This is a genomic window from Oscillospiraceae bacterium (assembly GCA_031265355.1).
Taxonomy (GTDB): domain Bacteria; phylum Bacillota; class Clostridia; order Oscillospirales; family UBA929; genus JAIRTA01.
On record JAISCT010000018.1, the window covers coordinates 23669 to 47762 of the forward strand.

Genomic DNA, 24094 nt, shown 5'->3' on the forward strand with positions numbered 1-24094 from the left:
GCGCGGCTCTGTGTCTTGTGCGTATTCAGTCGATCTGTGACTCCACCCATGCCGCGACGCTTTGGCGGTTCTCCACCGGCAGCTTTTTGATCAGATTTCGGACATGGATCCGGATCGTCTCCTCCGACAGCTGCAGCTCGGCGGCAATCTCGGCGTTTGTCAGCCCTCGGCGCAGACCGCGGAGCATATCGGTCTCCCGGCGCGTCAGCTTGTACCGTTCCGAAAGAGCGGCGGCGGCACGCACGTCGGGGTCGTTTCCGTCCACCTTGTCGCGGAGCGCGCGCAGCGTCTCCCGCACCTCACCGGCGGGCCGATGAAGCCTCCGGGCGATTTCGCTCTGAGAGAGGCCGTCGATCAGCAAAGCGGCAATCCTGCGCTCAAAGGCCGAAAAGCGCTCGTCTCCCGCAGGGGCAGGCGGCGGCTCGCGCGGGGCCGGCAGCGGCGCGGGGTTTGCTTGTAACGTGAAAAATGTATCCGCGACGGTCATCAGCTTGTGATTGACCAAAACGATCATGATGAGCAGGAACAGCGGCAGGCTGCTCACGATCACCAAAAAGGTCAGCGGCTGGCGCATGACGCGCCCGAAGAACTCCGGCGTAATGCGCAGGGCGTCCACATTCAAAAACGACGTCAGCGTGAAATGCAGGAGCGAACCCGCCGAGGCGGCCAGCGCTCTGCGCCCGCGCCAGAGCGCCGCCTGCATACCCAGCGCGTGCACGAGCATGACGAAGGCCGCGCCGCCGCAGTTGAACACGCCGAGCATCGCAGTGTCGCCGACGCGGCCGCCCCCCGAGACCAGGGAAACCGCGCAGCCGGCAACCATCAGGGCCAGCGGCAGCCCCACCGCATAATACCACCGCCCCCGATGGGCAAACCACCCTATCAAGAATCCCATCGGCAGGCGCAGCGCCACATTTGCGAAGTAGACCCACGGGGCGCGGAACGTCCCACCGTTTTGTTCCAGCACGCCGACCAGCAGCAGATGGTTGAACACCGTAAACAGGACGATGAGCGTCAGCATCGCGGCGGTGACGCCGCGCCGTTTTCCGTACGGCGGGAGCTCGGGCGGCGTGCTCGCCGCCTGAACCGGGTCGCGGCGCAGCCGCGCGACGAGGACCGCCAGAACGCAGAGGAGAATGTACGCGCCGAACCTGAGCGCGGCGGCGGGCAGCCACGACGCCAGCAGCGTATATGCGACGCCAAAGGGGTAGACGGCCGTGGTGTAAACACCTGCAGAAATACCAATTTTTACCAGCCTTCCGCAGGTGTCGCCGCTGTCGAGATACCCTGTCAGAGACGAGCCGAGGAAAACACCGCAGGAGATCCCATACAGGGCCGTGGCGGGAACATACAGCGGAGATCCCGCCGCCAGCGGCAAAAGCAGACACAGCATAGCCGCCGCGAGCGGCGCGCGCGCGCCGCACCGGGCAAACAGCGCCGGCCGCACGTGCTCAAGCCCTCCCCAGAGCACCAGCCCGGCCACGACGCACTGCAGCGTCAGGTATCCGGTAAAAGACGGTCTCCCGTCTGTAAAATTCGGCATCTCCGCCGCGACACTGACCCAAGCCATTGACAAACAGAGTGTCAAAACCGCCCGCGCGCGGTGTAAACGCGTCCGCTCCATCTCCGCCTCCTTGCTATGCGTACAAATGACGTGCAATGTCTGATGCGCCGGCACCTCTCAAAGGCAGACAAAAGGCGGACCGCTGCGTCCGCCGTCAGAATGTGACGTTTGCCAAAATCGGCACCATGATCATGATGAGCAGGCCGATGAACATCAGCCCGATGGGGATCAGCAGCTTGCTGGAGGCCTCTTCGCCCTTGCGGCGGGCCCGGTGTTTTTTCTCGCTCCAGCTCTCGTTCGACGCCTGCCGCAGGAAGGCCACGAGCTCCCGGTTCCCTTTGTTCAGATTTTGCACCAGCGTGGAGGCGAATTTGTTCACTTCCGGCACGCCGCAGCGCGAGGCAAAGTTTAAGTAGGCTTCGATCTCCGGCTGCCCATTGCGCACCTCCTCGATCGCCGCGCGCATCTCGTCGTACAGCACGCCTTCGCCCGTACCGGCCGTCTTCTCCCAGGCTTCGCTCAAAATCATGCCCGCGTTCACAAGCAGCGCCAGCTTCGACAACACGGCCGAAAAGTCGCTGAAGATGCTCTCCTGCCGCTCGTGGATCTTGTCCGTCACTGTCGTAGACACGTAGTAGACGAGACCCGCCGCCGCCGCGAGACCGAAGAGCAAAATCAGCATCTCATTGGCCATGGCCGAGAGGAAACAGGTGAAAATCAGCGTCGAGAGCGCCAGGGAGATCATCTCGGCCAGCACGATGCGGTAGTAGTAGTCGGCAAATTTGGCACCATAGATGATCTTGCAGTAGCCGAGCATCTTCCGGTCAAACCGGCTGTTGTACTTATAGCGGATAAACATCAGCGAAGCGAGACCCACAAGGTAGATCTCCTTCACCGGGTGCCCCTCATGCAGCGGCTCGATCATGTACGCCAGATCCTGTCCCCGCAGGTAGAACAGGATGAAGAACACAGAGAAAAGGCTCCCCAGCGTGAGCAGTGCGAGAATCCCGACGCTCCCGATTGCGCCCATGCGTCTCCCCCCTCAGTCGGATTTGAGCGCCTGCCCGCCGCGTGGACCGCTACCCGGGATGCGGCGAGTCGGCTGCGGTCAGATTTTGATGTTCAGCACCCGTTTGCCGATGAAGTAGGCGATTACAAAAATCCCCACGGCGATCGTCGTGGAGACCATGCCGGTGCCGGATGTGAGATCGACGACCTCCTTGCCCAGCATCTTCAGCAGGAAAACAAAGAGGATTGGCATAAACATCATCGCGTTCTGTTCGCTCTTCTTCGAGGTGACCACCGTTTGGATCTCCATCATGATGTCGATTTTCTCGCTGATGATCTGGTGGGTGTTTTTGATCACCTCTTTGGTGTCCCCGCCCTTTCGGTAGCATGTCTCAAAAACGTTGGCGAAACTGAGAACGTCCTCAAGGCCGCTCCGTTCGCCCATGTCGAGCAGCAGCGTCTCCACCGGGATGTTGTTGTAGATCCCCTCGTTGAGCGTCTTGATCTCACGGTGGATATCGCTGCCCTCGCTGTGCTGCTTCGCCATGTCGTCCTCCGCGGCGAGGAACGCGTCCGGGACGTTGGACCCGGCGCCGATCGAGGTGGAGAGGGACTCCAGCATGTCCCGAAACTGGAGCAGCAGCTTCTTCTTGCGCTTTTCGATGATCTGCTTGCGGCGAAAAGGAATGAAGGCAAGCCCGCAAACCATCAGCAGCACCCCGCAGAGGAAAACGTTCTCGTAGAACAGATACCCCGCCCCCACACCCGCCGCCGCGCCGACGAGGAAGTAGAGAATCTTTTCGAAGAGCTTCATCTCGTACACGGCGTAATCGGTCGCGTTGCCAAAGAGGCCGCGCTTCGGATGGTAGGGCTCCTTCTTCTTTTTCTTTGCCGGCGCCGTCATCGTCATCACCGTCCTACCGTGGGTTGCGCCTGCAACCCACAACCCAAATTCTTGTTTTTTGTTGCCGCTTCGCGGCAACAAGGTACTATGGGCGCCCCCGGACGCCCGAATCGATACAAAGTCTGCCGCGCTCAGAAGATGATCTTCGCGCCGGCCAGCCGGAGTTTGAAGTCGTTTACGAGCCGGTTTTCGGTCCGGCGCAGCGAGCCGGAGACCTTCTCAAGCGTGCTGTGTTCGTCCTCCTCGAAGACGTAAAGAGGGTTTAACTGGATCTCCCCATCCTTGTAGTCCAGGACCTCGGTGATCTCCATCGTCTTGCGGGCGTGGTCCCGCAGCCGGGAAAGATGGATGATGACGTCCACGGCGGAGGCGATCTGCTGCCGGATGGCATCGAGCGGGAGCCCGGCCGCGCCCTGCAGCACCATGGTTTCGAGGCGGCTCAGCATATCGCGCGTGGAATTCGCGTGGCCCGTGGAGAGAGAGCCGTCGTGACCCGTGTTCATGGCTTGCAGCATGTCCAGCGCCTCGCCGCCGCGCACCTCGCCCACGACGATGCGCTCGGGCCGCATGCGCAGGGAGGAGCGGATGAGGTCGCGGATCGTGACCCGCCCCGCGCCCGCCGCGTTGGCGTTGCGCGTCTCCAACGAAACGATGTTGTCGATGCCTTTGATCTGCAGTTCCGCCGAGTCCTCAATCGTGATGATGCGCTCGTCCTTCGGGATGAAGTCGGAGAGGGCGTTTAAAAATGTAGTCTTGCCCGAACCCGTTCCCCCGCTGATGAAGATGTTGTATTTCGCCTTCACCAGGATCTCCAGCTTCTCGGCAATCTCCCGGGTGATCGAGCCGTAGCGGATCAGCATGTCGATCGTCATCGGCGTCTTCGTGAATTTCCGGATCGTGATGACCGGGCCGGAGAGCGAGATCGGCGGCAGCACCACATTGACGCGGGACCCGTCCGGCAGCCGCGTGTCCACGATCGGGCTGGCCTGGTTCACCTCGCGGCCGGCCAGGCCGACGATCCGCTGGATCACGTCCTCCAGACGCCGCTGCGTCTCAAACTGCCGGTCGAGCTTCATCAGCCGGCCGTTTTTTTCGATAAACACGTTTTCGTGGCCGTTGATCATCACCTCGGTGATGCTGTCGTCGCTGATGATCGAGTCCAGCAGACCGAAACCGCGGATCGAACTGTACACCTGCTGCACAATCGAGAGCCGGCTCTCGATCGAACAGTAGCGGGTCCCGATCTTTTCGCCGGTCACCCGCTCGATCTCCTCCTCAAGCGCCTCGTCTGAGAGCTGGCTCAGCGGCAGGCTGTCCAGCGCGTATTGCTTGATTTCGCCGATGAGCGCCTGTTCTTCCTCATACCGCACGGTCCTTCACCTCCGGTTTGGCGTCTCCGACATCTCCCCGGCCCAGCGCCGCGTCGGGCGGGCCCTTACGCGAAGCGGCAACAAAAAACAAGAATTTGGGTTGTGGGTTGCAGGTGCAACCCACGTTAGATCAGTTTGTCAAACAGCGGCATCGCCCGCAGCCGTTCGAGGAGCTGCTTGCTCGTCGCCTGTTCCATCCGGGCGAGACCGCCGAGGACAGGGATGTGTTCGTCTTCGATCCGCCGCCCCGTCTGGTTGTCGAATTTGTTGTACATCAGCGCGATGCGGTTGCACAGCGCCCGGTCGGACTGCTGCTCCAGCGCCTGCAGCGCGCGGTAGGCCCGCGTGAACTTTGTGTTCGCCGCCTCGGAGCCGTCGGAGACGAAGACCAGGCTGCTCGACAGCTCCAGCAGCGCAAGGGAAAACGGGTGCAGAGAGAAGTCCGCGTCTACGACGATATGGGTGTACTCGCCCGAGGAAAGTTCCTCGAGCAGCAACGCAAGGTCGTCCCGCTTCATCTCAGTCATGTCGAGGGGCGTCTTGCAGCGGTCATAGAAGTGGACGCCCGAGTCGTCCTGCTTCACAAGGCTCTCGAGTTTCAGCGCCAGGTTGGAGCGCCGGCTTTTGATGGCATAGATGACGTCGCCGAAGTCAAACTGCCCCTGCCCGCTGAAGTAAAGACTCACGTCGCCGAACTGCTCCAGGTTCAGGTAGAGCACCGGATGCCCCCGCCGGGCCAGTGCCATCGCGCAGGCCACGGCGAGCGTGGAACTGCCGACGCCGCCGGCGGCCGAGAGAAATGTCAGCACCTTGGCGGCCGCGCCGGCGGCCGACCGCGCCCCAAACGTGTGGGACGCCGTCTCGGAATAGATGCTGAGAATCTCCTTGTAGATGGCGTCCGCCTTTTGGAATTTGCAGATGGTCCGCCGACCGTTGTAAGTCTCCACCTCGACAGAGTCCACCAAGTAGGCAAATCCGCACCGCGCGGGGAGGCCGCTAGGGTCGACGTCTATGTCGTCGCCGGCGAGCAGTACGTCGATCCGGGCTTCGCGGACTGTCTCGACAGCGGAGACGGGGTCGGAAAACGAGTAGAGCTCCAGTTTCTCGGAAAACCGGCTCGTGAACGCGGCCATGATGCGGTCCAGATAGTGCTTGTCCGCCTCCAAAACGGCGATCTTGATCTTCAATGTCCCATCTCCCCTAACGCGGGTCGCACCTGCAACCCACAACCCAAATTCTTGTTTTTTGTTGCCGTTTCGCGGCAACAAGGTACTAACCGGGCGCGCGGCCCTCGCAGACGGGCGTCAAGCCGCAGAAGTGACCGAAGCCGCCTAAATCCCTGTTTTTTCCTCCGTGATGCCCCATAAAACGAGCAAATTATATCGTAAAATCCGACCGGATGTCAATCGGGTGCCCTCAATAATTTCTGCCGGACGCGGCATCGGAAAATTTTTTGGCAGATAAACTAAAAACCGCGGCGAATACTTGGCGCATTCGCGAGGTTTTTGTAAAGTGCGCCGGAAAAGCCCCGGCGCGGCAGGCGCGCTTTGCGCCGGCAAAATTTCCGGTTTACCTGACGCGGAAAATGAGATACAATAAATGCGACATATTAAATCGCGCGTATGACGAGGGACACCACTTGGGACAGCGCCGCGGGACGCGAAGCGGCGTATCCGTCCCGGCACGGGAGGATGATCCATATGAACATCAGAAGAGGGACCGCGCTGGTATTGTGTACGGCGCTGTGTGCGGCGCTGCTCGCGGCCCCGGCCGCCGCCGCGCCCGTCACCGTGGCGGATGTGGGGACGCTGCACCGGGCCGACCGGCTGACGCTGGCCGACCGGACGGTGCTGACGCAGACCACGCTGACGCATGGCACCGCCGGGCGGCAGGAGGAGCGCTACATAGAGTGGGGCCCAGGCTCCGCCGTCACCGCGATGACGGCGGGCGGCGACGCCGTGTACGGGGGAACGCTCACGTTAAACGACGTATACCGGCGTCTCACGGCGCGGGGCATCGAACCCGTGGCCATTGTAAACGCCGATTCCTTCTCGCCGGAGACCGGCGTACCGACGGGGCTGCTGATCACGGAGGGGGTCCTGCGCGCCTCCGACGGCGGCCAGACAGCCGTCGGATTTCCCCGGACGGGCGGGGTGTTTCTCTTCAAATCGCCGGTCTATGTGAACCTGACGGCACGGGTCGGCACCAACGACAGAACCATCACCGTCGACGACGTCAACCGGCTCCGAACCCGGGACCGGCTGGTCCTTTACACGCCGGACTTTGCCGCGAACACGCAGACGAACACGGCGGGCACCCATGTGGTGCTGACGGTGAGCGGGGCGCTGACGGTGGGCGGCACGGTGACCGGCACGGTGAAGGAGGTCCTCTCCGGCGCGGCCCCGGCAGTCCTCCGGGCGGGCGAGATGGTGCTCTCCGCGGACGCCCAGGGGCCGCTTATGCGGCTGGAGGGACTTGTGCCGGGCGCCTCGGTCAGCCTCACCGTGCGCTGCGCCGACGCGCGCCTTTCGTCGTGCGACTACGCGGTGGGCGCGTACCAGCGGCTGCTGACCAACGGGCAGCCGGTCTCCGGCCTGGAGGCCGGCACGGCGCCTCGGACAGCCGTCGGCATCAAGGCGGACGGCACCTGCGTGTTCTACACGGTGGACGGCCGGCAGGAAAACTACAGCCTCGGCCTCTCGCTGACGGAACTGGCCCGGCGTCTGCTCTCCCTCGGCTGCGTGGATGCGGTAGGCCTGGACGGCGACGGCTCGACGATCCTGGGCGCGCGATACCCCGGGCAGAGCGAACTCACCGTCACGGGCCGGCCGTCGGACGGCGCGCAGCGGCGCGTGGCCGATTTTATCGTGCTGGCCAACCAGACGTCCGCCCAGAGCGTCGCGGAGCGGATCTTCGTTTACCCGGACGGAGCCGTCCTCCTGCAAAACGCGCAGCTCACATACAAGGGCTTCGCGGCGGACGGCAACTATCACTCTGTGCCGGCGCCCGCCTTCACCTGGTGGAGTGACAACAACACGGTCGGCACACTGGACGCCGGCGGCACCTTCACGGCCCACGCCCCCGGAACCGTCTCCGTGGCGGCGACGGCCGGCGGCGTCTCCGGCGGCGCCGTCGTCCGGGTCGTAAACGCGCTGGATTCCCTAACCCTCATCAATGAACAGACGAACCAGACCGTCACCGCTCTCGCGGTGATGCCCGGCGAGAGCGTGCGTCTGACGGCCGTCGGGTTCGTGGACACGCTGTCGGTCGTGAGCCAGGACAGCTGCTTTGTCTGGGACGTCATCGGCCGCATCGGCGCCGTCGACGCGGAGGGCACGTTCACAGCCGCGGACACCATCGGCGTGACGGGCTATCTGGTGGCGCTGCGCGGCGGCAACACGGTCAGCATCCCCGTGACGGTGGGTCAGCTCCCGCAGACCGTGGAAAATTTCGAGGAGGCCGCCGGGCGGTTTTCTGAGGGCGACGACAAGATCTCCTTCGCCTACGAAACCGAGGCGGAAAATGTGCGCTACGGCCGCCGGGCGGGGCGCCTCTCCTACGACTTCACGGGACTGCCGGCGGGGCAGACACTGACGCTGCCCGTCGACCTGCCGCTGTCCGGCTCGCCCGCCTACCTCAACCTGTGGGTCTCCGGCGACGAATCCGGAAACATCCTGAGCGTCAAGGTGGAGGGCGCCTCGGGCGGCGTGACCGACCTCACGGTACAAACGCTGAATTTCACGGGCTACCGGTACACACAGGTGCTGCTCCCGGCCGGCGCGGCGCGGGTGACGGGCTTGAGCATCCTGCGCGCGGGGTCCGGCGCGCTCTCGGGGACCATTCTGACAGACCAGTGGGTGGCGTCCCACCACCGGTATGAGGACAACCTGCCGCCCAAGATGACCGTGGAGAAGGCCGACGCCACAAGCCAGTCCGGCCGGATCCTCTTCGAGGCCGTCGTCACGGACGATACCGGGGCCATCCTGCGGCGGGAAGACATCACGCTGCGGCTGGACGGCGTGCTCGTGAGCTTCACCCACGACGAACTCACGGGCCGCGTGACGGCGTATCTGCCGCTGGACGACATCCACCCGCACCGGCTGACGCTGGAGGCGGTAGATCCGGCGGGCAACCGGGACCGCCGCAGCTTCGACCTGTCGACCCTGCCGGAGGGGCTGCCCCCGGACCTGCGGTTCGCGGATGTGGAACTCACGCACTGGGCGCGCCGCGACATCGCCTTTTTGGACAACCGGGGCGTCCTCACGGCCGAGGAACGGGACGGCCGGTTCTATTACGCGCCGAGCCGGGCGCTGACGCGCGCCGACATGGCCGTCTACATCGCCCGGATGCTGGGCGTCGATCTCGGCCGGTACGACAGCGTGACGCTGCCGTTCACCGACACGGACGAGATCCCGGCGGCGGCGCTGCGCGAGGTGCGCGCGCTGTACGCCCTCGGCGTCGTCCGGGGCAAGACGCAGAGCGGCCGGCTGTTCTACGACCCGGCGGCCTCCATCTCGCGCGCCGAGTTCTGCACGATCATCGGCCGGACGCTCGCGCGCGGGTACGTGAAGATGCCGTCGGTCTTCGGCGACCGGGAAAGTATCCCCGCCTACGCCAAGGAACACATCGACACCCTGCTCTCTCTGGGCGTCATCGCCGGTTACCCCGACAACACAATGCGCCCGGCGGGCGACATCACCCGCGCCGAGGCCTCCAAAGTCCTGAGCCGCCTGTACTGAGCAGATTTTTAAGAGCGCCGCGCATGCAACAATTTCCAATTTCGACAACAGCCCCTGCCAATTGGCAGGGGCTGTTGTTCTCCGAGATGGTCCATGCGGCCGTCAGGCCCGCGCCGTGAGCAGGCGCACCCGCCCGCCCGCGGCGGCCGGAGCGTCCAGATAGGCTTCGAAGTCGTTCGACAGCACCCGCGCCTCTTGGACGGTCGCATAGGTCTTTGTGCTCTGGATGTAAACCTTCATGCCGTCCGGCAGCGACAGGGAGACGCCCGAGACGAGGAGGCGGCCGGCGGAGAAGTCGGCCCGGCGGATCCCCTTGACCTGCGTCAGCGGCCGGATCTCCGTCACGTCGCCGCCCGCCCGGGCCGCTACGCCCACCGGGGTCCCGTCAGAGGGATGGGGGAATCCGACGGGCGCCGTGAAGCGGCGCGTCCCGTCCGGTCCGCTCACTTCGACCACCGAGGGAACATAGACGTCGTCCAGCCCCGACGCGTTGTGCCCCTCCGTATAGGTGAGAAAGCCGTACGCGAAGCCGTCCCCCGTGACGTTGTCCAACACAACGAGGTCGGCGCGGCCGGCCGCGTCGTGCCGGACATACAGCACCTTCGACGCGGGGATGCTCTCGGGCAGCCGGTCGGCCGGCACCGCGGCCGCGATCCCTTGCGGGGCGCAGCGGTCAAAAAAAAGGACGTGGGCCGCGAGCGGCGCGGCTCCCGCCGTGCCCGCCGTCCGCTGGATCGACACGGCCCCGCCGGTCTTCAGGAGGGGCGACAGTGAGAGCGTGCCCGGGATCGTCATGTTGATCTCCGCTATCTCTCCCAGCCCGACGGACTCGTTGGTGTTGCGCCCTCTGACTGTGACGCCGTTCCAGAGCGTCACGACGCCCTCGTCGGTCACGACCCCCGGCTGCCGGGCGTTCAGCACCGAAACCGGCTGCACGTCGGCCACGCGGCGGTCCTGCGTAAAGAGAAAGGTGACGGGCGCGTTCAGCGCGTATGTCCCCAGCTTGACAGACGCCTCCGGCAGCACCGGAAACGACTGCCCGCCCAGCGTCGTCACCGTCTCGGGGGATTCCAGATTCGGCGCGCCGCCCTCGTACAGGGCGGTGATCCGAAAGCTGGAAGCCGTCGCCGCAGCGCTGTCGCCGTAGGTCAGCACATCCCAGCGGCGCAGGTCGGCCCAGGAGGCCGCGGCGCCGTTTTTATACACCACGGCGTCGGCCGGCAGGCCCAGCGCGGGCAGCGGATTCTGCCCGGCCGGCGGTTCAAACGTCAGCACCCGGGCCTCGGTCTGGGACGACGCGCCGTCCCAAAAGACGTACTCCACCGCACCCCCGGCCGTGAAGAAAAACCGCAGCCGCGTCCCGACGGGGAAATCGACCCAGGCCTCGCCCCAGGTCGTGAGCGCCTCGCCGTCGTAGACAAGGGCGCCGGAACCGATGCCGCTCACCGTCTCGCCGCCTTCTCCCGTCACGGCGAGCGCCGTGATCCGCTGCGCCGTCAGCGCCGTGACGCGCTGCGCCGCCGGCGTGAAGCGGAGAAAATACCCGTCCCCGTCCACGAGGAGCGTGCCCTTCGCACCGGCGGCAAGGCCGGTCGCGGCGCGGGCGGGCACAAACGCCGACGCGCTGAGATCCGTTCCCAGCAGGAGCAGCCCCAAGGACGCGGACCCGTCGGGCGCCGGCACATCGGCTTTCAGTACGACGGCGTCTTTGCGCTCCAAGAGGCCAAGCCGCTCGCCGAAGGGCTTGCCCTCTTTGTCCTGCGCGAAGAGGATGTTGCTAAAGAGCCGCGCGCCAAGACCGCGGTCGATCTCCTCACGCCCGGCGGGCAGATCCTTCGTCAGCCCCAGCAGGGCCGCCTTGTCCAGGTAGTCGCGCGGCCAATCGAGGCCCACGTCCTCATCCCCGTACCCGAGCAGGCGCACGAGGATCGTGACGGCCTGCGAAAAACTGACGGGCACGTCGGGCCGGAATGTGCCGTCCGGGAACCCCGCGATGATCTTCCGCGCGCGCACCGCGGCGTTCACATAGCCGCGCGCCCAGTGCGCCGCCTTCACGTCGGGGAAGATCGTATACCCCGCGTGGGAGGTGACGTCGTCCACGCCGGACAGCAGCATCGCCATCTTGCAGAACTGCGCGCGGGTCAGCCTGTCGTTTGGATGAAAGCCGCCGTCGTTGTAGCCGTCCACGATACCCAGGTTCTGCAGCAGCATGGCCGCGGCGTGCTCGTCCGGGTCCGGGACGTCGGAGAACACGGCGCCGGCCGGCAGGCACAGCGCCGCGCACAGCGCCAGCGCCGCCACAAGGGAGAGAATTCGTTTCACGCAATACACCGCCTTATAAAATTCGCAAAATTTGAAGATATTTCCATTTTTCGGCGAGAGCGTCCCGCCGCGCCCGCGGGTCAGGCGGACTCCAGGATCTTGTAGGACAGCGTCAGCGAAAACAGCGTGTGGCCGCTGCGCCAATCGACCTCAAAGAGCTCCTCCAGCGCTTGCAGCCGGCCGCGCAGCGTGTCGAGGTCGGTGCCGGCCAGGAGCGCCGCCTGCTCCGCGTCCAACCCGCTGAACATGTGGCAGCGGAGCGTCTCGAAAAACCGGGTGCCGTGTTCGGCGTCGTAGTCCCTAAGCAGGGGGACGAGCGGATGGATCAGACTCCCGGCGTCGATGGCGTCTTTGCAGACGTCCAGGAAGTGGTCGATCCGAAAGTCGTCGTAGCAGAAGACATGCCCGTTGCCGCTCTGGACCATCCCGTGATTCAGCGCGGCGAGTGCCTGCCGGTAACGGTCGCGCGCCTCCAAAAGGTTCTGAAACCCTCCGCTCACGCCCGCATAGATGCCGTAGCGCTCGAAAAACGCTCCGAGGGCCGGCAGATCGCGCCGGACGCTGAACAGCGGCCGGTCCGTCCCCGTCAAGATCACAATGTGGTTTAGGTAGATGTCGCACTTGCACGCGTCCTGGAGACGCGCGAAGAGATCCCTGAAGTACGCGAGGTGAGACAACGTGGGATCGTAACGGGAGATGTCCACAATGAGAAGGAACAGATGCGGTTTGAGCCCCTCGTAGATGTCCCGCAGGCTGTCCGGGTCGCGGTCCGGCCAGAAGGGCGGCCCGCCCGCCGCGCCGGCGGTCTCCCCCGTATGGCCCGCGTCTTCCGTGTTTTCCGCGATCAGCGCGCCGAGCGGTCCGCCGCCGAACACCTGCTCGGTGAGCAGTCCCGGATGACGCCGGAGCGATTCCGAGAAGCGCTCGCAGACTGCCTCGAGGCGCGCCCATTCCCCCACCTCGAAGGGGCGGTAACAAGCGACCACGACGATACAGCCCAGCTGGATCCCGTTTTCGTCGAAAATCTTGCCGGCCACCCGGTCATAGGGCAGCACGCCGCTCACCATGGGCGCCACCACGGGGTTTTCCGCGAACGCCCGAACAAAGTTTTCCCGGAAAAAGAAATCCACCATCTCGTGAGAGAAGTGCCCCAGCGTCATGAGTTCGTTCCACGGCGGATCGTCGCGGACGGTGTTCTCCGTGCTGGCGAGCAGGTTGTAGCTCGTGTCGATCAGGACGGCCGGATTGCCGAGATCCGCGCAGGCCGCCCGCATCAGCGCGCTCAGTGTGTTTTCCTTTTCAGGCGCGGACAGTTCGGTTCGACGCATGCCAATACCTCCAATATCTAGCAATCTCTGATTCAAGCGTCCAATTCAAGTGTCAGAAGGCGGAAGGAGGCCGCTCCGGCGGCTCCGGAGAGGCGTCATCCGCCGTCCGCGCGGTGGCAGGGCCGGGCCACTCGGCGTCCCACCGATACAGCGCCTGCAGCATCTCGCAGAGATACAGCGCCAGCGTCTCGCTGCCAGTGGGAAAATTCTTGTTCACCAGCCACAGCAGCAAACTCAGCAGCCCGCCGCCGCAGAACAGGGACAGATCGCCGCGGTGGACCGAGGGTGCTCTGTCCGGCGCCACCGGGAAGACCTCCCCCGCGAGTCTCGACAAAAAATCCGTCAAAATGGCGCGCAGCTCGGCGTTTGCATCGCTCAGCAGGTTGGCCAACACGCTGCGCTGTGTCTGTATATACTGCGTGATGACCGCCGCCCGGGTCTCGGGCGGCACCTGCACCAGGGCTGTTTCAAGGTCCTCCAGACAATGCCGCAGCAGGCTGTATTTGTCGTTGAAATGCGCGTAAAACGTCGTCCGGCTCACGAGGGCCTCGCCGCACAGGTCGTACACCGTGATCCTATTGAAGTTCCGGCGCCGCAGCAGAGACAGCATCGCCAGGACCAGTGTTTTATTCGTCTTGACGATACGCAGGTCTTCTTTTCTAAAATTACCAGATCTGAAGCTATCTGACATTTTGACACCCACTCTAATTTTACCAGATCTGAAGTTATCTGACAATTTGGCCCCCACCGCACGTTATCTGACAATCTCTCACATTTGTGGCTTGCAACGGCCGCCGTACACCCTGTATGATAACAGCGAAGACGAAGCACAGGAGAGAGCAAGGAGGTGCGCCATGCCGGGGTCATTTTTTACCCGCAATACTGCCATCATGTCCGGTCGCCAAGCGTATCTGGAGCGACCGCATATCCACAACCTGCTGCGCCAGGCCATACAAAGCGAGCTGGTCACGGTGGTGGCCGGTCCGGGGTTTGGCAAGACGCAGGCAGTGGATTCGTTTCTGCGGACCAGCGAGGCGGTGACATTCTGGCTGCCGCTTTCCGCGGCGGACAACCTGACCAGTCGGTTTTGGGACACCTTCACCCGGGCGTTTGCGGAGTACGACCGAGCGTTTGCGGCCCGGATGAAGGCCATTGGGTTCCCCGAGACTACGGCACAGCTGGCACAGTACCGGGCCCTGTCCGAGACGCGGTCGGAGGCGCGGTACGTCCTCGTCTTCGACGACTTTCATCTGATCCGGGAGCCGGCGATTCTGCAGTTTGTGGAGGTCGCCGCCGCACCGTTTCAGGATGTCTCCGTCATCTTGATCTCGCGCAGCGAACCGGCCGTCAATCTGATAAGTCCGATGGCCCGGGGGCAGCTGTTTCAGATCGGCGAGGAGGACCTCCGCTTTCGGAAGGATGAGATGCTGCGGTACTTTTGGATGCTTGGCATCACACTTTCGCCACAGACCGCCGCCGGCGCCTACACGGCCACCGGGGGGTGGGCCTTTGCCGTCAGCCTGCTCGCGCTCGCGCTCAAAAACGGCCCGACGGGGGAGGCGTACGCGCTGTCCGCGATGCGGCTGAATCTCTTCAAACTGATCGAGGCGGAGATTTTCTCGGTGGCGCCGGAGCCGCTGCAGCGTTTTCTCGTCGGACTCTCTCTTCTCGAACACCTGCCGATGGATCTGCTGCGGGCACTGGCGCCGGAGGCGTCGCTGCCGGCGCAGATCGGGCGGATGAGCTTTCTCATCCGGTACGACAGCCACACGGACGCCTACCGGATCCACCATCTCTTTCTTGAGTTCCTGCACCAAAAACAGAGCCGGCTCACGCCGGAAGAGCGGCAGACCATTTATACGAAAGCCGCGCGCTGGTGCGCCGCCAACGACTACGCCATCGACGCCGTCACCTACTACGAGAAAGCGGGCGACTACCGGGGCGTGGCCGAGACCGCCTACCCGATGACCCGGATGACGCCGAGGCACGACGCCGAGTACCTGCTCGCGCTGCTGGAGAGACTTCCGGAGCACGCCTACCGCGACCACGTAGAGCTGTATATTATCAAAAACAAGACGCTCCAGAGCCTCTCGCGCTTCGAGGAGGCGGCCGAGGAGGCACGTGAGATCATCCGGCGCTACGAGCCGCTGCCGCCCACGCAGACGCACTGCTGGCTGCTCTCGGAGTGCCACCTGCAACTCGGCTACATCGGGCTGTTCACAGCCCTGCATACAAATATCTTGGATCACTCCTACCACTGCGAGATGGGCTACCGGTACTTCCAGCTCAGCGGCGGCATGATCCGAGGGCCCACCGAGCGGACACTCATCAGCTCCTATGTGAACCGGGTCGCCCACCCGGCCGAGCGGGGCTGCCTCGCACGTGCAAATGCGATCTACGCCCGCTACGCACACTACGTGACAAAGGCAAAAAACGGCATGCTGTACGGAACGGAGGCCCTCGCCGCCGCCGAGACCGCTTACTTCAAAAACGATCTGAAAAACGCCGAACGCCTCTCCCACCGAGCCGTCGATCAGGCGCGTGAGCGGGAGCAGTTTCAGGTGGAGACCCGCGGGCTGTTTTTCTTGATCCGAATCGCCCTCCATGCGGGAGACGTGCCGAAAGTCCTTCACCTGCTGACTCGGCTCGAGGCTCTGTGCGGCCACCCGGAGTTTTTCAACGGCAACACGCTGTACGACATCGCGGCGGGTTGGTTCTTCGCGCAGATCGACCGCCCCGGCGACATCGCCGTCTGGCTGAAAAACGACTTCGCGAAGAGCGACTTAAACTCGCTGCTCTACGGGTTCGAAAACATCGTGCGGGCCAAATATCACATGGGTGAGAAACAGTATCATCTGGTCCTCACCTTCCTCGAAAACCGGGAAGCGCTGCGGGGGGTAGATGATTTTTTGATAGGCAAACTCGAACTCACCGTGCTGCGGGCCGTCTGCCTTTACCGCATCGGGGACAGGCCGGGCGCGCTGCGCGCGCTCGCGGAGGCCCGCGCGATTGCCCGGTGCGAGGACCTCGACATGCCCTTTGTCGAGCTGGGACGGGACATGCGAACCCTGACCGGCGCCGCGCTGGAGGACACGTCCTGCCATCTCTCGCGGCCTTGGCTGGAGAACATACACCGCAAATCCTCCGCCTACGCCAAAAAGCTGACGCTCTTTGTCAAGGCCTACGTCCGGGAGGATGCGGAGCCCGTCCGGCTCTCCCCCCGCGAACGGGAGGTGCTGAGCAGCCTGGCGCAGGGCCTCACGCGGGCGGAGATCGCCGCCGCCCTCTACCTCTCGGACAACACGGTGAAGGGTATCATCAAGAGTATATACAACAAACTGGGCGCCGTCAACCGGGCGGACGCCGTGCGCATCGCGGCGGACATGCGTCTCATCGGCGCCGGACGGCCCCGACGTCCCGCCGGGGCGTCGGAGGTGAGAATGTGAGTTACTTCACACTCGCCGGGGACACGCTGACCTACTTGCTGGTCGCGGGCGGCGTTTTGTACATCGCCGCCCTCACCGCGCTGTTCCTCCACCGGTCCTGGCGGCGCGCGCTACACATCGGGTATACACGGGCGCAACTCCGGCGCGTCGTCAAAGGCGCGCTCTCGTGTACGCTGCTCCCCGCCGCCGCCGTGGTGATCGGATTTTTCAGTCTGGCCCCGCTGCTGGGCATTCCGCTCTCTTGGTGGCGGCTGTCCATTGTCGGCAATACGGTCTACGAACTGATGGCCGCCCAGATGTCCCTCGGGGCAACCGGGGTCGCCGGGGCGGCCGGGGCGTCGGCAGAGACGTTTGTTCTCGTCATGTATGTCATGACCATCGGGATTCTGGGCGGCATGGTCTGCGCCGTCCTGTTTGCGCCGCGCATCCAGCGGGGCACGCTGAACCTGCGGCGGCATGACCCGCACTGGGGCGCGCTCGGCGCCGGCGCGTTCGTCGCCACAATCTTCCTCGTCATGATTGTCCCGCTCCTGCTCACCCTCTCCGTCTCCCTGTTGACCCTGCTCACCAGCGCGGCGTTGTCTGCGGCGCTGCGCCGCGCCAGCCGGCGCGGCCGGCTCGCCTGGCTTCCGGAGTTCGCGCCCGTTCTCTGCATGCTGGCGGCCATGGCGTCGTCGCTGCTGTGGACCGCGCTTCTGTCGTGACCCAAAATCAGATGCCCTTTGCGTACAGACACACCGGACGGCCGGGGCGTTTCGGCCGGGAAAGGAGGCGCGCAGCGCATGCATACGACACCGGAGCCGCCCGCCTCTCCGCACGCGGCGGAGAGTGCGCGGCATTTGCGGGCCATGCACAGGCTGGGGCGCTGGGGCACGGTGGGCGCCCTGCTGATCATGCTGGGCATCCCCACCCTGCTGGGGCTCCGGTTTGACTGCCTGCCGTCCTTTGGGCAGGTATTTCAGACCGCGCTGCCCCTGCTGATGATCTTTGTGCCCTCAAGTCTTTCCGAGGTTCTCTATTACACGCCTGTCCTCGGCAGCTCCGTCTATCTCTCTTTCATCACGGGGGAGATCATCAACGTCAAGCTGCCGGTGGCCGAGAACGCGCTGAAACAGTTGCACGTGGAGGCCGGTACCGAGGACGCCGACGTGATAGCCACCCTGGCGGTCGGCGTGTCGTCACTCCTCGTCATGGGCCTGGTGGTGGTCTGTGTGGCGCTGTTCGTGCCGCTGCAGCCCGTCTTGACGCGGCCCGAGGTACAGACCGTCTCGGCCAACGTACTGCCCGCACTGTTTGGGGCTCTGGCCGCCGGCGCGCTGGGCGGGTCCCTCGGCGGCGGCCTGCGCGCGGCGGGCCGCTGGAAGAGCCTGCTTCTGCCCGCCGTCCTCACACTGCTGATCGCGCGGTTCGACCGGGAACTCAGTCTCCTGCTGGGTCTCGACGTCTTCCTGGGCCAACCGGACCGCGGGGTGATCATGTCCTCCTTCCGCGGCTTCGTCATCCTCGCCCTTTTGCCCCTCACCTATTACGGGAGCAAACTCTTATACAAACGCGGGCACATCCGCATCTCCGCGCCCTGAAAACATCACTCGCTACGGAGCGCGTCTACGGGCCATGAAACATCGCTGATGTTTCTAAAAACATCACTCGTTGCGGAGCGCGTCTACGGGTTGCAGGCGGGAGGCTTTGGCGGCTGGGTATAGACCGAAGACAACACCGAGGGCCACAGAGACGCCGAAGGCCAACAGCATGATGAACGGCGAGGGGTAAAAGATCTTGTTCTGACTGATCTTGATCCAAACGAGAGTCCCCAGAATGCCCAGGATCACGCCCAGCGCCCCGCCGAGCGCCGACACCAGGGACGACTCGATGAGAAACTGCGCGATGATGCTCCGCCGCTCGGCGCCGATGGCCTTGCGCACACCGATCTCCCTGGTGCGCTCGGTCACGGTGACAAGCATGATGTTCATGATGCCGATACCGCCGACCAGCAGCGAAATGGCCGCGATGCCGCCGAACATCAGCATGTTCTGCCGCTCCTGCTGGTTGCCCTCCTCGATGGACTGGTTCAGGCTGTAAACGTCGTACCCGGCATAGGGGCGGTCCCGGTACATCGCCATCAGGTAGATCTTGAGCCGGTCGATGGCCTTGTCGGTGGCGGCGGCGTCCTTGGCCTTGACGACAAACTGCTCCATGCGCGTGTCCCGCGCCAGCAGCCGGTTCTGCGAGTAGGGCACCAAGACGATGTTGTCCTCGGAATACTCGGAGCCGTCGAACTTCTGCTTGTACACGCCGACCACCGTGAAACTCTGGTTGTTGATCGTGATACGCGCGCCGACGGGGTTTTGGTAGTCAAAGAGCTTGTCTTTGACGGCCGAACCGATGACACACACCCGGTTCATCTTCTCGATGTCCATGTAACTGAGATCCCGCCCGGCCGCGACGGTGGAATTTGTGCAGACACCGTACTGCTCGGAGCCGAAGTAGAGGTTTGCGTTCATATTTTTCGCGCCGTAGCGCGTCTGAGTGCCCCACAGCGTCTGGCTCGGCGTCACGCCTTCGACGAGGTCCGTCATGCCGAGGCAGAAGTCGTAGAGCTGTTTTGTGAAGTCCTTGCCGCCCCACATGCTGGCGTAGACCTGGATGCGATTGGTACCCATGTTGCGCATGTATTCCATCCAGTAGTCGGTCTGGGCCTGCTGGAGCGACACCATGATGATGACGGCGGCCACGCCGATGAAGATGCTCACCATCGTCAAGACGGCGCGCCCCTTTTTGGCCAGGATGGATTTGAACGCCATTTTGAATGACTGTGCGAATTTCATCCTGTCGCCTCCTCTCCGCCGCCCTCGGTTTCGTCCCGCGTGATGCGCCCGTCCATGATCCCGACGCGCCGGCGGGCCACCCGCGCCACGTTGTTGTCGTGCGTGATGAGCAGGATGGTGACGCCCTCGCGGTGCAGCCCGTTTAAGATCGAAATGACGTGTTCGCCGGTGCGGGAGTCGAGGTTGCCGGTCGGTTCGTCGGCCATGAGGATGGCGGGCTTGGCGGCGATGGCCCGGGCGATGGCGACGCGCTGCTGCTGGCCGCCCGACATCTCGCCCGGTTTGTGCCGCATGCGATGTTCGAGGCCCACGCGGCGGAGCGCCTCCTCGGCCATGCTCTGCCGCCGCTCGCCGCGCACACCCTGGTAGACGAGGGGCAGCTCGACGTTTTCAAGCGCCGTGAGGCCGTTTAACAGGTTGAAGCCTTGGAAGATGAAGCCGATCTCCCGGTTGCGGATGCGGGCGAGCTTCCGGTCCGGCAGGTCCGAGACCAGGAGGCCGTCCAGATGGTAGTCGCCGTAAGTAGGTTGGTCGAGGCAGCCCAATATGTTCATGAGGGTGGATTTTCCCGAGCCCGAGGCGCCCACGATTGCCACGTATTCGCCGCGGCCAATCCGCAAGTTGACGCCGTCCAGCGCCCGCACTTCGTTTTCGAAGCCCTCGTGGTAGATCTTATAGACCGCCCGGACGTCAATCAGCGGTTCAGCCTGCATAGGACACCACCATCCCGCCGCCGTCCTGGTTGTTCTCATCGTAAGGGGTGATCTGCGTGAACACCTCTGTCCCGTCCGCGACGCCGGAGACGATCTCGATGCCGTTTTCATTGCCGATGCCGCAGACGACGGGCACGGCGTAAAAACCGGACGGCACGATGTTCCCCTCCAGCTCAATGGCGTTTTCCGGCGGCGCGTCGGCTTTGACGAAGACGCAGGTGCCCTGCTCCGTGTTCTTGACCGCGATGACCGGCGCGACTAAGATGTCCGTCTTCTGCTCGACGATCAGGCGGTAGTCGACGCCCATGCCGCTCATCAGCGAGCCTCCGTAGTTGTCGATCTCAAAGATGGCCGGGAAATAACCGGATCCCATGCCGGCCTGGTCCGTACCGGCCTGCATACTGACCGATTTGACGGCGCCGACCATGGAGCTCTGGCCGTTCGGGCCCCAGACGGTGATCTCCACCGGCATGCCGGGCTGCACCTTGCCCACGTCCCGCTCGTCCACCTGGGCCTCGACCATCATCTTCTGGAGCTGTGCGATGGAGATAACGGCCAGTCCCGGTTCCACGACCGTCCCGGGGACCAGGTTGTTGTACATGACGGTGCCCTCAATCGGGGCCGTGACCTGGAGGTTCTTGTACCCCTCGCTTTTGGTTGCGATCTCTTTTTCGAGGTCCTGAATCTGCTTTTCGATGGTCTCCGCCTCGGCGTTGTCCTGCTTGTACTCGATGCGGCACAGCGTCTCGCCGGCTCGGTAGTCGAGGTAGTTCACAAGGTTCACCGTCTGGAGCACGCCGGGGGCCTTGATGATCAGATCCTCGGTGCGTTTGTAGGCCAGTTTGCCCGCTTCGCTCGGGAAGATTTCCTCGCCGCCCGACTGAAGGGAGGCGCCGGCGTCCATGCCGTCGGTGAGCGAGCCGGGGTTTTGTATGTCGATTACGACTTCAAACGTCATAACACCTTCCGGCGACACGCGCCGCACTTTGTGGATCTGCGCCACCGAGCCCTCGACCGCCGACATATACGCGGGGACCGACACGCGGGCCGTCATGCCGGTACGGATGACGTCCTCGTAGGCGTAACTGAAGTAAAGCGAAAGCGAGAGCGTCCGGTTGTCGACCATTGTGCCCACCTTGGTGCCGACGGTCACCGTGTCCCCCGCCTTCAGCGTTTCAGCCTCGATGAGCTGGCCCGCGAAGGGCGCTTTCAGCTCCAGGTTGTTCATCAGCTCCTGCCGGTCGCCCTGGATCGCCGTCAGATCCTCGGTCAGGTCGGCGATCTTTTTTTGGACCTCGGCGATTTCGGCGTCCAGGGTCTCCGAGTCCAGCGTAAACAGCATATCGCCCTCCTGCACCATGTCGCCAGCGGCGAAGAAGCTCTCCAGTACGCGTCCCCGGTTCTGCACCGCGATGTCGGAGGACTCGACGGGCCGTATGTTGCCCCAGCCGCTGACGCTGGTCTCCAGCATGCCGGTATAGATGAACTCCGTCGCATAGGAGACCGGCGGCTCGATGAAGAACAGCCGGTACATGCCGTAGGCGATACCGCCCAAAACGAGCAGCGCCGCGGCGATACCGACGGTTGTTTTGATGATTTTTTTACGGCGCCTCCGGTTCCGGGCGGACTGCCCCGGGTTCCCCGGCCCTCCCGGGCCCGATGGGGATTCCCACGGAGCGGCCGTCTGTTCCGCCGCCCTGTTCTGACTGTCCCCGACCGGCGCCGCGCTGTCTGTCCATATGGTATTTTCGCTTTCCGACACGACATTTACCTCCTAGCACATCATTTCTCCGCACGAAGGGAGAACGCAAACGCTGGATTTCCCTCCAAAACAAACGAACAAAGCCGCCCTTCCTCCGCAAAGCGGCCGATTCTCACCCTTTCTCATCCATTGTATACCGTAGTTCTTCTCAGTACAAGAACAAGTGGCAACAATCCGGTAACAAAAAATGACAGCTCCGGGCAAACGCCGGGTATACGCGTTTAGACGTCCGCTTGGCGAAAAAGTTCCCCGCAGGATGTACAAAACCGCTCCCCCGTCCAAATAGACGGGATTTGGCCGTCTTCGACGGCTCTTCTTGGAGGCTCCCGAACGCGGTTTGCCTCTGCGCCGCGCGCGGAAACAAAACATGGCGCTCAGACAATCCCACTGTTGTACGCGTCGAGCAGTTTTTGTGTGCTTTCACGGATGTGTTCCGGCGTACCCTCGGTGATATGCGCGACTTGGACGTCGATGTCGCTGAACCTCCGGCCGTTTTGTACCATATCGATCAGTTCGGAGAGACTGGCCTTCAAATCGGCGAGCTCGCTGCTGTACGAGAAGAGAGAGAAGAATCCTTCGGCGTCGATCGCGTCTTTGTTTTCGGCCAGCGCCGTATATTCCACATAGGCGTCCGTAAACGCATTGTAGAGCGGACGGAATTCGACCATGTTGATGTCGTGTATGTTCTCGGCGCCGATGCCGCAGTCGGTGAGATATAGATTGATATCCTGCGCGCTGATCAGCGAGAGCAGGCTGTAGTAGTGGATCATCTGCCCGTTTTCCCGGTACGCGGCCAGTTGTTCCTCAGACTGCCCCTCCAGCAGTGCGTCCAGCGCCCACAGGAAAGCGTCCGCCTTCTCCCACACCAGCGTATATTCGCCCACAATGACGTCGTGAAACGCCTGAGCCCGGCCCAGGTCGTCGTCCACGTAATTTTTGTCTCCGTAATATTTTTTAGCTTCGGTCAGCGCGGCGGCATAGCGGCTGAGCACCGGTTCCAAGGCCCGCAGAGCGTCGTCTGACGCCGTGTCCAGCGGTTCTTTGTCCACGTATTCCATCGCCTCCGCGAGGCTGTCCGCAATGTTCGTGGCATACAAGGAGTATCCGTCAAAGTCGTCGTCTATGTGAACAGTGTCGTCCGAGCCAAACGCCTCTATGTAGTCGAACACGACCCTTTCGATGTCGCTTTGGATGTCGTTGTACAGTTCGATGTACGCGTTGTGCTTGTAGACCTCAGCGGCCTCCGGGTCCACCTCGGGTTCACCCCCGGCGCTGTCCGCCATATCGTCCAGGCTTTGTCCCATCCAGGAGCAGGCGGGCAGGGCAAACACCAAGGTAAGCACGCACACAAACAGGAGCAGCTTCTTCACAACAAAACCTCTTTCTCTCTCCATTGGCAAAAAGCGCCTCCACATCCCCCGCTTCGCCTCCATATTATTTCTTATCAAACTCAACGAACCCGCACGGCGCGAGCTTATGTTGACGCATATATTCATGGTTCAAGTATGCGCGACATCGATTTTTGTGATTTCTTAACGAAACCTCATACGGACTATTCTCTTTACTCAAATGATAATGCGTTTGTTATCTATTGTCAAGTGCTTTTCACGTTATGGAAAATTTTGTAATTCAGCATTCTAGACTTCGTGTTTGACGCTGCACCGGATCTTTTTCCGGCATATTGTGACAAGATCCTGACGAATATACGGATATTCGCTGGGATCTTGTTTCGTTTGACAAAAACGCTCTCGGCCTTGCATCCGACGGAAGTTTTTGGCGACGCAAGGTTGAAACGTCAAGGGAGTCAAATCGGCGCGGGATTTGCCACATGAACGGGAAAGCAGTCTGCGGCAAGGGTTTTCCGCCGCGCCGCCGTCGCCGCGCCGGGCCGCCGGCGAGCGTTTTTTCACACCGGAATGTCAATTCCGTTGTAGGCGAGGACATGCAACAGGGAGGTGCTAAGATGCTGGTATTGGGGGTGAAGGAAGGCGATTACATCGTCATAGGAGAGGACGTAAAGATCAAAGTCATCAAGACCGGCAGCTTGTTCCGACTGGGCGTAGAGGCGCCGAAAGGCATGCGGATCCTGCGGCAGCGCGTCTACGAGCGCGAG

17 protein-coding genes are annotated in these 24094 nt (G+C 63.1%); 5 read left to right on the plus strand and 12 right to left on the minus strand.

The window, feature by feature from the left end; all coding sequences use genetic code 11:
- Positions 1-25: 25 nt before the first annotated feature.
- The 5 genes from LBK75_02590 to LBK75_02610 form a co-directional block, all read right to left on the minus strand.
- Positions 26-1624, minus strand: a complete 1599-nt coding sequence (locus LBK75_02590) for a LuxR C-terminal-related transcriptional regulator (GenBank protein MDR1157180.1) — start codon at positions 1622-1624, stop codon at positions 26-28.
- Positions 1625-1718: 94 nt separating this feature from the next.
- Complete coding sequence (locus LBK75_02595) at positions 1719-2594, minus strand: type II secretion system F family protein (GenBank protein MDR1157181.1); 876 nt, start codon at positions 2592-2594, stop codon at positions 1719-1721.
- Between the two features lie 78 nt (positions 2595-2672).
- Positions 2673-3476, minus strand: coding sequence for a hypothetical protein (locus tag LBK75_02600; protein MDR1157182.1), 804 nt, complete (start codon positions 3474-3476; stop codon positions 2673-2675).
- A 131-nt stretch (positions 3477-3607) separates the two neighbouring features.
- Positions 3608-4846 carry a CpaF family protein gene (locus LBK75_02605; GenBank protein ID MDR1157183.1) on the minus strand — a complete coding sequence of 413 codons (1239 nt, stop codon included), beginning with the start codon at positions 4844-4846 and terminating at the stop codon, positions 3608-3610.
- A 125-nt stretch (positions 4847-4971) separates the two neighbouring features.
- The gene (locus tag LBK75_02610) at positions 4972-6033 is read right to left on the minus strand and encodes a chromosome partitioning protein ParA (GenBank protein MDR1157184.1); all 1062 of its coding nucleotides are present in this window, start codon (positions 6031-6033) and stop codon (positions 4972-4974) included.
- Positions 6034-6546: 513 nt separating this feature from the next.
- On the opposite strand from LBK75_02610, the gene LBK75_02615 reads away from it, so the two are divergent.
- The gene (locus LBK75_02615; protein MDR1157185.1) at positions 6547-9585 is read left to right on the plus strand and encodes a phosphodiester glycosidase family protein; all 3039 of its coding nucleotides are present in this window, start codon (positions 6547-6549) and stop codon (positions 9583-9585) included.
- A 102-nt stretch (positions 9586-9687) separates the two neighbouring features.
- Here LBK75_02615 and LBK75_02620 read toward each other — a convergent pair whose 3' ends face one another.
- The 3 genes from LBK75_02620 to LBK75_02630 form a co-directional block, all read right to left on the minus strand.
- Positions 9688-11907: an S-layer homology domain-containing protein gene (locus LBK75_02620; protein ID MDR1157186.1), complete on the minus strand. Its 2220-nt coding sequence runs from the start codon at positions 11905-11907 to the stop codon at positions 9688-9690.
- An 80-nt stretch (positions 11908-11987) separates the two neighbouring features.
- Complete coding sequence (locus LBK75_02625) at positions 11988-13235, minus strand: hypothetical protein (GenBank protein MDR1157187.1); 1248 nt, start codon at positions 13233-13235, stop codon at positions 11988-11990.
- A 52-nt stretch (positions 13236-13287) separates the two neighbouring features.
- A complete protein-coding gene (locus LBK75_02630) occupies positions 13288-13926 on the minus strand; it encodes a TetR/AcrR family transcriptional regulator (GenBank protein MDR1157188.1) in 639 nt (212 codons plus the stop codon).
- Between the two features lie 163 nt (positions 13927-14089).
- On the opposite strand from LBK75_02630, the gene LBK75_02635 reads away from it, so the two are divergent.
- The 3 genes from LBK75_02635 to LBK75_02645 all read left to right on the plus strand — a co-directional run bounded on the left by LBK75_02635 (position 14090) and on the right by LBK75_02645 (position 18261).
- A complete protein-coding gene (locus tag LBK75_02635; GenBank protein ID MDR1157189.1) occupies positions 14090-16681 on the plus strand; it encodes a LuxR C-terminal-related transcriptional regulator in 2592 nt (863 codons plus the stop codon).
- Positions 16678-17385 (plus strand): DUF5058 family protein, encoded by a 708-nt coding sequence (locus LBK75_02640; protein MDR1157190.1) that lies wholly within the window; start codon positions 16678-16680, stop codon positions 17383-17385. Before LBK75_02635 ends, LBK75_02640 begins: the two co-directional genes overlap by 4 nt.
- Before the next feature lie 78 nt (positions 17386-17463).
- Positions 17464-18261: a hypothetical protein gene (locus LBK75_02645; GenBank protein ID MDR1157191.1), complete on the plus strand. Its 798-nt coding sequence runs from the start codon at positions 17464-17466 to the stop codon at positions 18259-18261.
- Positions 18262-18324: 63 nt separating this feature from the next.
- Here the strand turns inward: LBK75_02645 and LBK75_02650 are convergent, their stop codons facing one another.
- From LBK75_02650 to LBK75_02665, 4 genes are all read right to left on the minus strand, one after another.
- Positions 18325-19506 (minus strand): ABC transporter permease, encoded by a 1182-nt coding sequence (locus LBK75_02650; protein MDR1157192.1) that lies wholly within the window; start codon positions 19504-19506, stop codon positions 18325-18327.
- Complete coding sequence (locus LBK75_02655; protein ID MDR1157193.1) at positions 19503-20219, minus strand: ABC transporter ATP-binding protein; 717 nt, start codon at positions 20217-20219, stop codon at positions 19503-19505. Before LBK75_02655 ends, LBK75_02650 begins: the two co-directional genes overlap by 4 nt.
- Positions 20209-21981, minus strand: a complete 1773-nt coding sequence (locus LBK75_02660) for an HlyD family efflux transporter periplasmic adaptor subunit (GenBank protein ID MDR1157194.1) — start codon at positions 21979-21981, stop codon at positions 20209-20211. The genes LBK75_02655 and LBK75_02660 overlap by 11 nt, the downstream gene beginning before the upstream one ends.
- Before the next feature lie 374 nt (positions 21982-22355).
- The gene (locus LBK75_02665; protein MDR1157195.1) at positions 22356-23351 is read right to left on the minus strand and encodes a YiiG family protein; all 996 of its coding nucleotides are present in this window, start codon (positions 23349-23351) and stop codon (positions 22356-22358) included.
- Positions 23352-23944: 593 nt separating this feature from the next.
- On the opposite strand from LBK75_02665, the gene LBK75_02670 reads away from it, so the two are divergent.
- Positions 23945-24094: carbon storage regulator (locus tag LBK75_02670; protein MDR1157196.1), on the plus strand; the 150-nt coding region annotated here is incomplete at its 3' end.

Excerpts from the sequence above, each read along its gene's own strand:
- LBK75_02590 (MDR1157180.1), bottom strand. The coding sequence starts at position 1,624 with ATGGAGCGGACGCGTTTACACCGCGCGCGGGCGGTTTTGACACTCTGT.
- LBK75_02595 (MDR1157181.1), bottom strand. The coding sequence starts at position 2,594 with ATGGGCGCAATCGGGAGCGTCGGGATTCTCGCACTGCTCACGCTGGGG.
- LBK75_02600 (MDR1157182.1), bottom strand. The coding sequence starts at position 3,476 with ATGACGGCGCCGGCAAAGAAAAAGAAGAAGGAGCCCTACCATCCGAAG.
- LBK75_02615 (MDR1157185.1), top strand. The coding sequence starts at position 6,547 with ATGAACATCAGAAGAGGGACCGCGCTGGTATTGTGTACGGCGCTGTGT.
- LBK75_02625 (MDR1157187.1), bottom strand. The coding sequence starts at position 13,235 with ATGCGTCGAACCGAACTGTCCGCGCCTGAAAAGGAAAACACACTGAGC.
- LBK75_02630 (MDR1157188.1), bottom strand. The coding sequence starts at position 13,926 with ATGTCAGATAGCTTCAGATCTGGTAATTTTAGAAAAGAAGACCTGCGT.
- LBK75_02635 (MDR1157189.1), top strand. The coding sequence starts at position 14,090 with ATGCCGGGGTCATTTTTTACCCGCAATACTGCCATCATGTCCGGTCGC.
- LBK75_02645 (MDR1157191.1), top strand. The coding sequence starts at position 17,464 with ATGCATACGACACCGGAGCCGCCCGCCTCTCCGCACGCGGCGGAGAGT.
- LBK75_02650 (MDR1157192.1), bottom strand. The coding sequence starts at position 19,506 with ATGAAATTCGCACAGTCATTCAAAATGGCGTTCAAATCCATCCTGGCC.
- LBK75_02655 (MDR1157193.1), bottom strand. The coding sequence starts at position 20,219 with ATGCAGGCTGAACCGCTGATTGACGTCCGGGCGGTCTATAAGATCTAC.